The organism is Pseudotabrizicola sp. 4114 (assembly GCF_031457365.1).
Lineage (GTDB): Bacteria > Pseudomonadota > Alphaproteobacteria > Rhodobacterales > Rhodobacteraceae > Pseudotabrizicola.
Window position 1 is genome coordinate 106,167 of the sequence record NZ_JAVDWP010000007.1, and the last position, 14,191, is coordinate 120,357.

The window sequence follows — 14,191 nt, forward strand, 5'->3', positions numbered from 1 at the left end:
GACCAACGCGGGAGTATGCGCCGTGATCGATACCCTTTTATCTGCCTTTGCGACACTGCTGACGTTCCAGCATCTGTTTTACATGCTTGTCGGCGTGTCAGTCGGGCTTGTCATCGGCGTGATCCCCGGTCTGGGCGGGATTGCCGGCCTGTCGCTTCTGATCCCCTTTCTGTATGGAATGGACGAGATCACCGCCCTTGCCATGCTGATTGGTCTGGTCGCGGTCATTCCCACCTCTGACACGTTTTCCTCGGTCCTGATGGGGATTCCGGGGTCTTCTGCCAGTCAGGCCACCGTGCTGGACGGCTTTCCGCTGGCGCGGCAGGGGCAGGCGGCACGGGCGCTGTCGGCGGCGTTCATCTCGTCAATGGCGGGCGGGATTTTCGGCGCAATCATCCTGACCGGCTTTGTCGTTATCGCACGCCCGATCATCCTGTCATTCGGATCGGCCGAATTGTTCATGCTGGCGCTGTTCGGCCTGTCGATGGTGGCGGTTCTGGCAGGCCGCAGTCTGGCCAAGGGTCTGGCGGCCTGCACGATCGGCCTGATCATCGGCACGATCGGCGGGGCACCGGCGACCGGCGAATTCCGCATGATCTTTGGCTTTGACTATCTTTACGACGGGATCCCGCTGGTCGTGGTCGGCCTTGGCTTTTTCGCCATCCCGGAAATCGCGGATCTGCTGCGCAAGAACACTGCCATCGCTTCGGGTCATACGCTGGGAACCGGCTGGTTTCAGGGATTCCGCGACTGGTGGGCCAATGTCTGGCTGTCGATGCGGTGTTCGGGCATTGGCTGTATCATCGGGGCGATCCCGGGTCTTGGCGGCTCGGTCGTGGATTGGATCGCCTATGGCCACGCCGTTCAGACGGTCAAGGATAACCCGCAGTTCGGCAAGGGTGACATCCGGGGCGTGATCGCGCCGGAAAGCGCGAACAACGCCATGCAGGGCGGCGCGTTGCTGCCCACCATGTTGTTCGGCATTCCCGGATCAGGCGCGATGGCGGTGTTTCTGGGCGGTATGGTTTTGTTGGGTATCCAGCCCGGCCCGTCAATGGTCGGCGCCGATCTGCACATCACCTATTCGGTGGTCTGGTCGCTGGCACTGGCAAACGTGATGGGGGCGGGCATCTGCCTTGCGCTGGCCATTCCGATTTCCAAGCTGACGCAGATCCCGTTCCAGCGGCTTGCGCCCTTTATGATCGTGCTGATCTGCTTTGCAGCGTTTCAGGCGACGCGCTCGCTGGCCGATCTGACGGCTTTGCTGGGGCTTGGCGTGCTGGGTGTGCTGATGAAGCGGTTCGGCTGGCCGCGTCCGGCGCTGCTGATCGGCTATGTGCTGGCCCCACAGGCAGAGACCTACTTTTATCAGGCGCTGCAGTTCAACGGCTGGTCGTTCCTGGGCCGTCCGGGGGTGATGATCATCGGGGTGATGACATTGGCCTCGATCTGGTTCGGCCTGCGGAACCGGGTGGATGAGAATGTGCAGCCCGCGCCGCAAGCGGAGGGCACTGGTGATACGCCTGTACTCAAGACGCGTCTGCCTCAGATCGGATTTGCCGTGGCCATGGCAGTTGTTCTGCTGGTGGCGCTGGCAGACTCGCTGCAGCATGACTTTCTGGCACAGGTCTTTCCGCTTTCTGTATCCCTCATCGGGCTGGTGATGCTGGCGATCCTGATCCCGCAGCTGGTGCGGGGCAAGACCGGGCATCACGCAGATTTCGATGCGGAGCTGACGGGTGAGCATGTGGGGCAGGCGGGGATGGGCAGCCTTTGGGGCGGGCTGGCGTGGATCGCCGGTCTGGTCGGGCTGACAGCGCTGATCGGCTTTTACGCGGCGCTGCTGATCTTCTTCCCCTTCTTCCTGATCGTGCGGGCAAAGGCTGGGCCGGTGGCCGTGGTGCTTATGACGGCTGCGGCTGCGGGCTTCATCCTGTTGCTGGCCTGGGCGTTGTCGCTGAACTTTCCGTCAGGCGCTTTGCAGGATATGGCCGATTTGCCTTGGCCGTTCCGCTGATCCCGAAACAAAGATCCGGCCCGCGCAGCCTGCGCGGGCCTTTTTCATCTGACATGCAGGAGGATACGATGGCCCAGACTGCCATTCCCTTTCACTTCTTTCGCGGCGGCACCTCGCGCGGTCCTTATTTCCGGCGCGAGGATCTGCCCGAAGACCGTGAGACACTGGCCCGCGTTCTGGTTGCGGCTGTCGGGTCGGGGCACAAGCTGAACATTGACGGCATCGGCGGCGGGGCAGCGGTCACAACCAAGGTGGCGATGCTGTCGCTGTCGGATGCCGAAGATTGCGACATCGACTATTTTTTCGCGCAGGTGAGCGTCGAGGATGGTCTGGTGGATTTCAAACCGACCTGCGGCAACATCCTGTCGGGCGTCGGTCCCGCCGCTCTGGAAATGGGCCTGATCATGCCGCAAGGCGATGTGACGCGCGTGCGGATCCGTTCCGTCAATACAGGTGCGACGGTCGAGGCCGTTGTCCGCACCCCGAACGGACAGGTGGAGTACAGTGGCGACGCGGCGATTGACGGTGTGCCGGGAACGGCGGCACCGATCTATCTGAATTTCATGAATGTGGTCGGGTCATCAACCGGGTCGCTGTTGCCCACCGGCGCGCATCGGGATGTGATCGACGGGATCGAGGTCACCTGCATGGATGTGGCCATGCCGATCTGTATCGCCCGCGCGGCTGACTTTGGGCTGACAGGGTTTGAAACCGTCGAGGAACTGGACGCGAACCGTGATTTCTATGCGCGGATGGAGCCGGTCCGGCAAGAGGCGGGGCGTCGGATGGGGATGGGCGATGTGTCGAAATCGGTCACACCAAAATTCGCCCTGCTGGCCCCGCCACGCCATGGCGGCACGGTGACGGCGCGCTACTTCATGCCGTGGAATTGCCATCCGACGATGGCGGTGACCGGGGCACAATGCCTTGCCTCCTGCGTGCTGACGCCCGGCACTGTGGCCGAGGGGCTGTTCACACCGCCCGAAGGGGTTCCGGCACTGGTGCTGATCGAACATCCGGGCGGCGTGATTGACGTTACGGTCGATTATGAAAACGGCCCCGATGGGTTTACGCTGAAATCGGCGGGCTTGCTGCGCACCGCCCGGCTTCTGGCGCGGGGTGAGGTGATGGTGCCGGGTGCGATCTGGGATGGGAAATGAAGGTCCACATCCTTGATGACTGGTCCGATACCCTGCGCCATCTGCCCTGCTTTGACAGACTTTCCGGGCACGATGTTACGGTCTGGACCGATCATGCCGAGGGCGCTGATCTGGCGGCCCGGTTGCAAGGCGCCGAGGCAGTCTGCCTGTTCCGGGAACGCACGCGGATCACGGCAGAGCTTCTGGATGCACTGCCGGACCTGCGCCTGATTTCCGGGCGCGGGGCCTGGCCGCATGTCGATGTGGCGGCATGTGCCGCGCGCGGGGTGGCCTTTGCCTCGCTCAAGCCTGCCGAAGCGCCGAACCACGCCGCTGCCGAACTGACTTGGGCGCTGATCCTTGCCGCCCTGCGGGATCTGCCGGGGCAATTTGCCAGTGCAAAGGCGGGCAAGTGGCAGGCTGGGGTGGGCCGCACCCTGCGCGGCAAGACCATCGGCATTTACGGCCATGGTCGGATCGGGCGGCTGATCGCGGGTTATGCCGCAGCCTTTGGGGCGCAGGTGCTGTGGTGGGGGTCAGAGGCGGGCCGCGCCCGCGCCGCGGCGCATGGCGGCGAGGTTCCGGCCAGCCGTGCGGATTTCTTCGCACGGTCCGATATCGTGACCCTGCATCTGCGGCTGACGGCTGAAACCCAAGGGATTGTCACCGCCGCTGACCTTGCGCTGATGCAGCCGCGCGCGGTTCTGGTGAACACCTCACGCGCGGGGCTGATCGCGCCGGGGGCCTTGCGTGCGGCGCTTGATCTGGGCAGGCCCGGTCTGGCCGCGCTGGATGTGTTTGACGCTGAACCCGTGACGGACCCTGCCGATCCGCTGCTGTCACATCCGCGCGTGATCGCGACGCCCCATATCGGGTTTGTCACGGAAGAGGAGTTTGACCTGCAGTTCGCCGATATCTTTGATCAGGTGAACGCCTTTGCTGCGGGGCGACCCATACATCTTGTCAGCCCCCCGTCCGCCTGATTCCCATCAGGCGTGCGGCGACCGGCGCGCCAAGGATCACCACCACGATCCGCGTCAGGTGATGCAGGATGACAAAGCCAAGGTCCGCCCCGGCAACCAGGGCAAGAACCGTCATTTCCGCCTGTCCACCGGGCGCAAAGGCAAGGAACCCCTCTACAGGCTGGGCAAGGCCGGTCAGGGTCACAATCTCGGTGAAGATTGCGGCCAGCACGGCCAGCACCAGGACAAAGGCAAGACCCGACAGGATAAAGCTGCGCAACTCGCGGAACGTGACACCGACATACTGAACCCCGATGGCAAGACCAATGAAAAGCTGCGCCGTCAGAATGGCTTCGGCTGGCGGGCGGCTATGGATCAGCCCGGACAGCGACAGAATGGCCGTAACGATCATCGGCCCCAGGATCGAGGCCCCGAACAGCCCGACCCGTTCCGCGCCCTTCCAGCCGATAATGGCGGCGGCGGCCATCAGGAACAGTTCTGCCACAGGCAGATCGCGGGCCGGTTCCCCCAGCGCACCCGTCAGACTGGAGCCATAAAGGCCGGTCAGGATGATCGGGGCCAAGGTAGCGATGATCAGCACCCGCGTGGCGTGGATCAGCGCAAGGGCGCGTCCATCGCCCCCGGCCTCTTTGCCGAAGGCGACCATGTCCTGCAACCCGCCTGGCATCGCCGCGTACCACGCCGTTACCGGATCATAGCCGAGACGGCGGAAAAACGGCACGCCCACCAGCCCGATGATTACGACGTAAACCGGCACCAGTGCCACGCTGCCCGCCATCTGCGGAATGCGGCTGACAACCTCGGGCGTGATGGATGCACCGACGGCGACGCCAAGCACCGTACGCGCAAGGGTGGACACGGTCCCCATTCCCTTCAGCGGCGCGCCCGCCAGTGCGGCCAGCAGACAGAACGCCATCGGCCCGAACAGAAACGGCAGGGGCAGGCCCAGCAGCACGAACACTCCTGCGCCCAGAAGGGCCAGAGCGAGCGTCGCAATCTGTTTTGGTATTTGAAAGGATCGCATGATCTGTCTCCTTGCGTCACCTTGTATCCAGATGTATACAGTCGTACACAAGAACGGCAAGCGGGTATTTAAATGACGGACGAGACCGAGATTCCGCAAGGGCAGGGTGCCTATCGCCGCCTGCTGGAAGAAATCCGCAGCGGCGCGCTTGCCCCCGGTGCCCGGCTGCGGGAAACGGAGCTGGCCGAACGGCTGCACATCAGCCGCACCCCCGTACGTGAGGCGATCCGGCAGCTGGAGGCGGACGGGCTGGTGATGCATCTGCCCCGGCAAGGTGCCACGATCCGCAGCCTGGACCATGCCGAGGTGGTGGAACTGTACGAGATGCGCGCCGTGCTGGAAGGCACCGCCGCGCGGCTTGCTGCGCGGGCCGCGTCTGATATCGAACTGGCAGAGCTGGGCGCGCTGAATGCAGAGCTGGCAGATGCCCCCGCCGGCCCGCAAGCGCGTGAGATCAACCGGCAATTCCACCGCACGATGCTGGATGCCGCGCGCAACCGCTTTTTACTGAAATCCATGAGCGCGCTGCAAAAAACCCTGCTGATCCTGGGGCCGACCACGCTGGCCGATCCGGGCCGCGCCAATCTGGCGGTAGCAGAACATGCGGCTGTGCTGACGGCGCTTCAGGCACGTGACGGTGCCAGGGCCGAAGTGGCGATGCGTGCGCATGTCGAAGCTGCCCTGTCGGCCCGTATCCGCAATATGCGGGGCCGTGAACTGCCGCTGGAGGATGAAGCATGAAAGATTGGCCGGATACGTTCGATCTTGCGGTCGTGGGCGGCGGCAATGCCGCGCTCTGCGCCGCGATCACGGCGGCAGAGGCGGGGGCAAGCGTTCTGATCCTTGAAGGTGCGCCTGTGCCCTACAGGGGCGGCAACAGCCGCCACACCCGTAACTTCCGCTGCATGCACCGGCAGCCGATGTTCCCGCTGACCGGCAGCTACGCCGAAGATGAATATTTTGACGATCTGATGCTGGTGACAAAGGGCAGAACCGATGAGGGGCTGGCCCGTCTGGCCATCCGTGCATCCGAGGAATGCCTGCCGTGGATGCAGGCGCATGGGGTGCGGTTTCAGCCATCGCTTTCCGGTACCCTCAGCCTGTCGCGGACCAATGCCTTTTTCCTTGGGGGGGGCAAGGCGCTGGTGAATGCCTATTACAACACCGCCACCGATCTGGGGGTGAAAGTCGCCTATGAAGCGCAGGTCCGCCATGTGCATCGTGACGGTGACCGCATCACGCATCTGGAGGCCGATATCACCGGGCAAGCCGTGACGATAAAGGCCCGCGCCTTTGTGCTGGCCTCGGGCGGGTTTCAGGCTGATCTGGATTGGCTGGCACGGGCCTGGGGCCCCGCCGCCCGGAACTTCCTGATCCGTGGAACGCCCTATAATCGTGGTGTGGTTCTGCGCGACATGCTGGATCAGGGGGCCGAGTCGGTGGGTGATCCGACCCAATGCCACGCTGTAGCCATCGACGGGCGCGCGCCCAAGTATGATGGCGGAATTGTCACCCGGTTGGATTGCGTGCCGTTTTCCATCGTTGTGAACCGGGATGGCGACCGCTTTTATGACGAGGGTGAGGATGTCTGGCCCAAGCGCTATGCGATCTGGGGCAGGCTGGTCGCCGCGCAGCCCGATCAGGTGGGCTATGCGCTGATCGACGCCAAATCCATTGATCTGTTCATGCCTTCGGTGTTCCCGCCGGTAAAGGCAGACACGATAGAAGGACTGGCTGCGCAGATGGGGCTTGATCCACAGGCGACCCGCCGCACCGTTGACACGTTCAATGCTGCCTGCCGCCCCGGCCCGTTCCATCCGACAGAGCTGGATGGGTTGCGGACCGAGGGGCTGAACGTACCGAAAACCAACTGGGCGCGCCCCCTGGATACCCCGCCCTTCTATGGCTACCAGCTGCGCCCCGGCGTGACCTTCACCTATCTGGGGCTGAAGGTCGATGCCCGCGCGCAGGTCCATTCTGCCGAAGGCCCGATACGGAACCTCTGGGCCGCAGGCGAGATCATGGCCGGGTCAATTCTGGGCCAAGGCTATCTTGCCGGTTTCGGCATGACCATCGGCACCGTTTTCGGACGCATCGCAGGCAAGGAGGCCGCAGCCCATGTCGCTTGATCTATCCTCTGTGGACGAAGCCCGTCGCCAGATCGAAATCTGCAATGCCTGCCGCTATTGCGAAGGGTTCTGTTCGGTATTTCCGGCGATGACCCGGCAAAAGGCCTTTGCCGACGGTGATCTGACTCAGCTCGCCAACCTGTGTCACAACTGCCGGGGATGCTATTATGCCTGCCAGTATACCGCGCCGCATGAGTTCGCGCTGAACATCCCTGCCGTTCTGGCAGAGGTGCGGGTGGAAAGCTGGGAACGACTGGCCCGGCCGCGGGCGGTTGCGCAGCTGTTTCAGACGCATGGGGTGGCCATGGCGGGGCTGCTGGTGATCGTTCTGGCATGGTTTTTCTGGGCGCTGACAGCGTTGCGGCCAGAGACAGGGGCGGGCTTTTATGCCCATCTTGGGCACAATACACTGGTGGCGATTTTTGTTCCGGCCTTTGTGGCGCCGCTTGCCCTGATTGCGCTGTCGCTGCGCGACTACTGGCGTGAGGTGGGAGGCGGGCGGGTACGGCTGTCGCATATCGTGACGGCCTTTGGCTCTGCCGCGCGGATGAAGAACCTGTCCGGAGGTCATGGCGAGGGCTGCAATTTTGAAAAGGGTGACCGTTTCAGCGACCGCCGCCGGGTGTTTCATCAGTTGATGATGTATGGCTTTCTTTTGTGCTTTGCCTCTACGGCCAGCGGAACGGTGATGCACTATGCCTTTGGCTGGGAAGCCCCCTATCCGCTGGTGTCATTGCCCAAACTTCTGGGCCTGCCGGGCGGGGTGATGATGGTGATCGGCGCTGCCGGTCTTGGCTGGCTGAAAATCAAAGCCGATCCGACACTTGGTGCCGCTCGCGTCTGGGGCGGAGAGATGGCCTTTGTTCTTCTGTTGGGCATCGTTGCGCTGACAGGTCTCGGGCTTTATGCGGTAACGGGTTCTGTGCTGGTCGGATCAATGCTTGCGATCCATCTGGCGACCGTGATGGTTCTGTTCCTGTTGATGCCGTTCTCAAAGATGGTGCATGGCTTTTTCCGCCTTGCAGCGCTGATCGCCGAAGCGGGCAAGCCCGCACCTGCGGGCGGCGGCGAATAATCCCCGCCCGCAAGCAGATTGGTTCCGGTCCGCGCGACTGACACCCCAGCATCGGGCAGGGGGCGTGTGTTCACAACCCGGTGCCACACCGCGGAGTCTGTGCAATCTGCCCAGCCAGGGCAGTCTCGCATTATTCTTCGTATGAATGGATATCCAAAAAAATATGAATTTGATAAATGTTTCATATTGGGTGAACATCTTCAGCAATCGGATCTACCCGGTTCAAGCTGACGCCAGATCAGCGCCAACCAGCCCTGTTCGTTATGGATCATCAGGGCGCGACCAGCGTCAAAGGGATGCCAATGAAACTTCGACCTATACTTCTCTCCGCACTTTGTGCGGCTGCGCTTGCTATGCCTGTCAATGCCGAAGACCTGACGATTGGCGTAGGCGGCACCGCTACGTCGATTGACCCGCATTTTTACAACGCCTCGCCGAACAACAGCATCGCAATGCAGATCTTTGACCGCCTGACCGAGCGGGACGCCGCAGGGCAGTTGCTGCCGGGTCTGGCTGAGCGTTGGGAAGCTGTGGACGAGTTGCAATGGCGGTTTTCGCTGCGACCGGACATCAAATGGCACGATGGCGAAGCTTTCACGGCCGATGATGTGGTGTTTACCTTTGAACGCGCCAGAGATGTGCCGAACAGCCCCGGCGGCTTTGGCGGCTTTCTGCGCGCTGTGGAAAGTGTCGAAGCGGCAGATGACGCCACGGTGCTGATCACGACCAAAGCGCCGGCACCCAACCTGCCGGGCGATCTGGCCAATATTGCCATCGTGTCGCGTCATGCCGGAGAAGGCGCCGATACCTCGGATTACAATTCCGGCAAAGCTGCCATTGGCACCGGGGCGTTCCGCTTCAAGGAATTCCGTCAGGGTGACCAGATCACGCTGGACCGCAATCCGGACTGGTGGGGCCATGATGTGGCCTGGGACACTGTAACCTATCGCGTCATTTCCAGTGCTGGCGGGCGCACAACGGCGATGCTTGCGGGCGATGTCGACATCATTGATACCCCCGCGGCGGCAGATCTGGCGCGTCTGCAAAGCACCGACGGGATCACCGTTGAAAGCACACCGGGATTGCGGGTGATTTATCTGGTCGGCTCCCCCCTTGCCGGACCGCAGATGCAGTTCATAAGCGGTCCGAATGGCGAGGCACTGTCGGAAAACCCGCTTGCCGATGTGCGCGTGCGCAAAGCGTTGTCCATCGCACTGAACCGCGAGGCCATTGTGGACCGGATCATGGAGGGCACGGCCACCGCATCGGGACAATGGCTGCCGGAAGGCGCGTTTTCGTATTCGCCCGACATTGCAGTACCGGAACAGGACGCAGAGGCGGCAAAGGCCCTGCTGGCCGAGGCGGGGTATCCTGACGGGTTCCGGCTGACCGTCCACGTGCCGAATGACCGCTACCCCAATGCGCCGGCTGTGGTGCAGGCTGTCGCGCAGATGTGGACCCGGATCGGCGTGCAAACAACGGTCGAGGCCCTGCCATGGATCACCTATTCCGCCAAGATGTCGGAATTTGCGATGAAGTTGCTTGGGCTGGGCAATGCCACCTTTGATGCAAGTTCGATGCTGATCAATGTGTTGGGTACAGCCGACAAGGAACGTGGGCTGGGGGCGTCGAATGACAGCGGGTATTCCAACCCAAAGCTGGATGAGATGACGGCTGCGGCTTTGTCGATCTATGATGACGCGGAGCGGGAGCAAGCCCTGATTGCAGCGGTAAAGGTCGCGTTGGAAGATGGCGCCATTCTGCCCTTGTATCAGCAGACCAATAGCTGGGCGATGCGCGAAGGCCTGACCTATGCCCCCCGGATTGATGAACGGACCCTCGCCAAGGATATCATGGTGAAGTGAACCTTTGTCGGGACAGGGCCACGCCCTGTCCCAACCTCTGCGGCCCGCAGCGATACAAGCTTTGTGGCACCATAACCCGCGCCAGACGCGTTTTCGCGCAGCAGCCAGACCGGACATCACATGACACTTTGGATCATTCAACGGACCCTCCAGGCGGCGCTTGTCGCCTTGGCGATGGCGTTGATTGTTTTTCTGGGGCTGAATCTTATCGGCAGCCCGATTGAGACACTTCTGCCGCCAGAGGCAACGCACGAAGAGCGGCTGCGTCTGATCGCTGATCTTGGCCTCGACCAGCCGCTGCATACGCAGTTCTTCCTGTTCCTGAAGGGACTGGTGCAGGGCAATCTGGGCATAAGCTATGTCTACAAGGAACCGGCGATTGAACTGATCCTTTCGCGGCTGCCCGCCACACTGGAACTGGCTTTGTTTGCCGTGCTGCTTTCGCTGGTGATCGGGTTTCCCTTGGGGCTGATCGCGGGCTACCGGCCAGACAGCTTTGCAGCCAAAGCCATCATGACCGGATCCATACTGGGGTTCAGCCTGCCGATCTTCTGGGTGGGTATCCTGTTGATCATGGTCTTCAGTGTTACGCTGGGCTGGTTGCCAAGTTCCGGGCGGGGCAGCACGGTCACGATACTGGGCGTGGGCTGGTCTTTCCTGACGTGGGACGGCCTGCGCCACATGATCCTGCCCGCATTCAGCCTGTCGCTGTTCAACATCTCGATGGTGACCCGACTGACCGAGTCGGGCGTGCGTGAAGCCATGTCGAGCGAGTATGTCAAATTTGCCCGTGCAAAGGGTCTGACACCAAGGCGCATCATGTCGGTGCATGTGTTCAAGAACATTCTGATCCCGATCGTCACGGTGGTGGGTCTGGATATCGGCACAACCATCGCCTTTTCGATCGTGACCGAAACCATTTTCGCATGGCCCGGCATTGGCAAGATCATCATCGACAGTATCGCCGCGCTCGATCGTCCGGTGATCGTGGCCTATCTGATGCTTGTGGTGCTGATGTTTGTTCTGGTCAATTTCGTGGTCGATATCCTGTACCGCGTCCTCGACCCCCGCATCCGTCTGCAGGGAGAGTGAGATGAAACCGGATCTGACTTCGTTTGTCCGCTTCCTGCGGGTCTACTGCCGCTCGCCGCTGGCTGTCTGTGGCCTGATTGGCACAGTGCTGGTTCTGGCGGCCGCGCTCTTTGCGCCGCTGCTGTCGCCGCAAAACCCCTATGACCTGATGCAGCTTGATATCATGGAAAGCCGGCTGCCCCCGGGCGAGACCGCTTTTGCCGGGTTCACCTTCCTGCTGGGATCAGACGGTCAGGGTCGTGACATGCTTTCGGCGATCCTCTACGGGCTGCGTATCAGCCTGATCGTGGGCATCGGATCTGCCGCTCTCGCCTTTGTCTTTGGCACACTCTTCGGGCTGACTGCCGCCTATATCGGCGGCCGGACCGAGACGGTGATGATGCGGCTGGTTGACCTTCAGATGTCGTTTCCGACAATCTTGTCGGCCTTGCTGATCCTTGCGCTGATGGGCAAAAGCGTCGGCAATGTGGTGCTGGCCATCGTGATTGTCGAATGGGCCACCTATGCCCGGACCGCCCGCGGTGCCGCGCTCAGCGAACTGCGCCGCGAATATGTCGATGCGGCACGGTCTTTGCGCATGGGGCATCGGAATATCATTCTGCGCCAGTTGCTGCCCAACTGCATCTCGCCGTTGATTGTGCTGCTGACCATGCAGATCGCCCGTGCCATCACGCTGGAGGCCACGCTGAGCTTTCTGGGGCTGGGGGTTCCGATCACCGAGCCGTCGTTGGGGCTGCTGATCTCGAACGGGTTTGAGCTGATGTTGTCGGGCACCTACTGGGTCAGTCTGTTCCCCGGCATCGCGCTGCTGGTCACCATCTTTTCCATCAACCTCGTCGGCGACCGGATGCGCCAGATCCTTGATCCAAAGGCGGCGCAACGATGAGCAATCCCATGCTGGAAGTCCGAAATCTGCGCACCGAGTTTGGCTCTGAGGCCGGGCGCGTGACCGTGATCAACGATGTCAGCTTTGCGCTGGAGCGGGGAAAGGTTCTGGGGCTTGTCGGGGAATCCGGTTCAGGAAAGTCCGTCACGGGTTTTTCGATCATGGGGCTGATTGACCCTCCGGGCGAAGTCACCGGCGGACAGATCCTGTTCAACGGTCAGGATCTGCGCCAGTTGCCAGAGCACCGGATGCGGACCCTGCGCGGCAACCGCATTGCCATGATTTTTCAGGACCCGGCCATGACGCTGAACCCGGTCTTGCGGATTGATACCCAGATGATCGAGACCATCCTCGCGCATGAAACCGTCAGCAAACCGGTTGCGCGCGACCGGGCGCGCGATGCGCTGGGGATGGTCGGCATTCCCAGCCCCGAAGAACGGTTGCACGCCTATCCGCACCAGTTTTCAGGTGGCATGCGGCAGCGTGTGGCGATTGCAATTGCCCTTCTGCATTCCCCCGATCTGCTGATCGCGGACGAGCCGACAACGGCACTGGATGTGACCATTCAGGCGCAGATACTGGCAGTGGTACAGCGCCTTGCGCGCGAGCGTGGCACCGGGTTGATCTGGATCACGCATGACTTATCGGTCGTTGCAGGACTCGCCGACGATGTGGCGGTTATGTATGCGGGCCGGATTGTTGAATATGGTGATGTGGGCACGGTCATCAACCAGCCACGCCATCCCTATACCAACGGGTTGATCGGCAGCCTTCCGTCGAACAACCAGCGTGGCACCCGTCTGCGCCAGATTGCCGGATCTACGCCTGCCATTGCTCAGCTGCCGCAGGGCTGCGCGTTTCGTCCGCGCTGCACCCAGGCCAGCGATGCCTGCCTGATCATGCCCCCGCAAACCGAATATGACGGACGGCTGCTGCGCTGTTTCCACCCCGTGACACATGGAAAAGCAACATGACCCCCCGTGTAGAGATCCGCCACGTCAGCAAACGGTTTAACCGCACGTCGGGGCTTGTCGAACGTCTGGCCGAACGTACCGGGCTAAAGACGCCCAATCCGGTGGTTCATGCGCTGGATGATGTCAGCCTGACTGTAAACAACGGCGAGGTTGTCGGCATTGTCGGCGAGTCGGGGTGCGGAAAATCGACCCTTGGCCGCGTGGTCGCCGGTATCATCGAGCCAACCGAAGGGGATGTCCTCTACCACGGCAAGACCTGGCAAGACATGTCGCCGCAACAGGCCGGACACGCCCGGCTTGCCGTACAGATGATCTTTCAGGATCCGTCCTCGTCGCTTAATCCACGGCATCGGGTGGACGAGATTGTCGGAGCGGCTGCCCTGCGCCATGGCAAAACCACCCGCACGGAATTACAAACCTATGTCGCCGGACAGATGCGCAGGGCGGGCCTTGATCCGGTGATGAGCCGCCGGTTTCCACATCAGTTCAGCGGCGGTCAGCGGCAGCGCATCGGAATCGCGCGGGCGTTGGCGGTGCAGCCTGACATGCTGATCTGCGACGAATCTGTCGCGTCGCTTGATGTGTCGATACAGGCGCAGATTCTGAACCTGTTTCTGGATCTCCGGCGTGAGCTGAATTTGACTTACATGTTCATCAGCCACGATCTGGCGGTCGTCGAACATATCTCGGACCGGGTGGCCGTGATGTATCTGGGGCGGATCGTGGAAGAGGCCGCCGTGGCCGACCTGTTTGCGCATCCGGCGCATCCGTATACCCGTGCCCTGCTTCAGGAAATTCCCCGGCTGGATACAACCCGCCGCCAGTATTCCACCATATCCGGCGAAATCCCCAGCCCGCTGGCCCCGCCGTCCGGCTGCCATTTCCACCCCCGCTGCCCGTTCGCCATGCCGCGCTGCGCGGCGGAGCGGCCAAAGCTGCGGGATATCGGCACCGCTCACCGGGCCGCCTGTCACCTGAACGACTGACGCCCCCTGTTAACCAAACAT

At 62.0% G+C, this 14,191-nt stretch carries 12 protein-coding genes; 11 read left to right on the forward strand and 1 reads right to left on the reverse strand.

What is annotated here, in order from left to right:
- The first annotated feature begins 22 nt into the window (after positions 1 to 22).
- The 3 genes from J2X53_RS16230 (at position 23) to J2X53_RS16240 (ending at position 4,139) form a co-directional block, all read left to right on the forward strand.
- Positions 23 to 2,017 carry a tripartite tricarboxylate transporter permease gene (locus J2X53_RS16230; protein ID WP_349038536.1) on the forward strand — a complete coding sequence of 665 codons (1,995 nt, stop codon included), beginning with the start codon at positions 23 to 25 and terminating at the stop codon, positions 2,015 to 2,017.
- A gap of 68 nt (positions 2,018 to 2,085) precedes the next feature.
- Positions 2,086 to 3,177 (forward strand): 4-oxalomesaconate tautomerase, encoded by a 1,092-nt coding sequence (locus J2X53_RS16235; protein WP_349038537.1) that lies wholly within the window; start codon positions 2,086 to 2,088, stop codon positions 3,175 to 3,177.
- On the forward strand, positions 3,174 to 4,139 hold the full coding sequence (locus J2X53_RS16240; protein ID WP_349038538.1) for a D-2-hydroxyacid dehydrogenase family protein: 966 nt from the start codon (positions 3,174 to 3,176) through the stop codon (positions 4,137 to 4,139). Before J2X53_RS16235 ends, J2X53_RS16240 begins: the two co-directional genes overlap by 4 nt.
- Here the strand turns inward: J2X53_RS16240 and J2X53_RS16245 are convergent.
- Positions 4,120 to 5,163, reverse strand: a complete 1,044-nt coding sequence (locus tag J2X53_RS16245; RefSeq protein WP_349038539.1) for an AbrB family transcriptional regulator — start codon at positions 5,161 to 5,163, stop codon at positions 4,120 to 4,122. The two genes, J2X53_RS16240 and J2X53_RS16245, sit on opposite strands and share 20 nt — an antisense overlap.
- Positions 5,164 to 5,235: 72 nt before the next feature.
- Here J2X53_RS16245 and J2X53_RS16250 point away from each other — a divergent pair, with 72 nt between their 5' ends.
- The 8 genes from J2X53_RS16250 (at position 5,236) to J2X53_RS16285 (ending at position 14,170) form a co-directional block, all read left to right on the forward strand.
- Positions 5,236 to 5,904, forward strand: coding sequence for a GntR family transcriptional regulator (locus J2X53_RS16250; protein ID WP_349038540.1), 669 nt, complete (start codon positions 5,236 to 5,238; stop codon positions 5,902 to 5,904).
- On the forward strand, positions 5,901 to 7,292 hold the full coding sequence (gene tcuA, locus J2X53_RS16255) for an FAD-dependent tricarballylate dehydrogenase TcuA (protein ID WP_349038541.1): 1,392 nt from the start codon (positions 5,901 to 5,903) through the stop codon (positions 7,290 to 7,292). Before J2X53_RS16250 ends, tcuA begins: the two co-directional genes overlap by 4 nt.
- Complete coding sequence (gene tcuB / locus J2X53_RS16260) at positions 7,282 to 8,367, forward strand: tricarballylate utilization 4Fe-4S protein TcuB (protein ID WP_349038542.1); 1,086 nt, start codon at positions 7,282 to 7,284, stop codon at positions 8,365 to 8,367. The genes tcuA and tcuB overlap by 11 nt, the downstream gene beginning before the upstream one ends.
- Before the next feature lie 302 nt (positions 8,368 to 8,669).
- On the forward strand, positions 8,670 to 10,232 hold the full coding sequence (locus J2X53_RS16265) for an ABC transporter substrate-binding protein (RefSeq protein WP_349038543.1): 1,563 nt from the start codon (positions 8,670 to 8,672) through the stop codon (positions 10,230 to 10,232).
- A gap of 120 nt (positions 10,233 to 10,352) precedes the next feature.
- Complete coding sequence (locus J2X53_RS16270; RefSeq protein WP_349038544.1) at positions 10,353 to 11,324, forward strand: ABC transporter permease; 972 nt, start codon at positions 10,353 to 10,355, stop codon at positions 11,322 to 11,324.
- 1 nt (position 11,325) lies between these two features.
- The gene (locus J2X53_RS16275) at positions 11,326 to 12,210 is read left to right on the forward strand and encodes an ABC transporter permease (RefSeq protein ID WP_349038545.1); all 885 of its coding nucleotides are present in this window, start codon (positions 11,326 to 11,328) and stop codon (positions 12,208 to 12,210) included.
- Entirely contained in the window at positions 12,207 to 13,184 is a 978-nt protein-coding gene (locus J2X53_RS16280) for an ABC transporter ATP-binding protein (protein ID WP_349038546.1), read from the forward strand. The genes J2X53_RS16275 and J2X53_RS16280 overlap by 4 nt, the downstream gene beginning before the upstream one ends.
- Complete coding sequence (locus J2X53_RS16285) at positions 13,181 to 14,170, forward strand: ABC transporter ATP-binding protein (RefSeq protein WP_349038547.1); 990 nt, start codon at positions 13,181 to 13,183, stop codon at positions 14,168 to 14,170. The genes J2X53_RS16280 and J2X53_RS16285 overlap by 4 nt, the downstream gene beginning before the upstream one ends.
- The last annotated feature ends 21 nt before the right edge of the window (positions 14,171 to 14,191 follow it).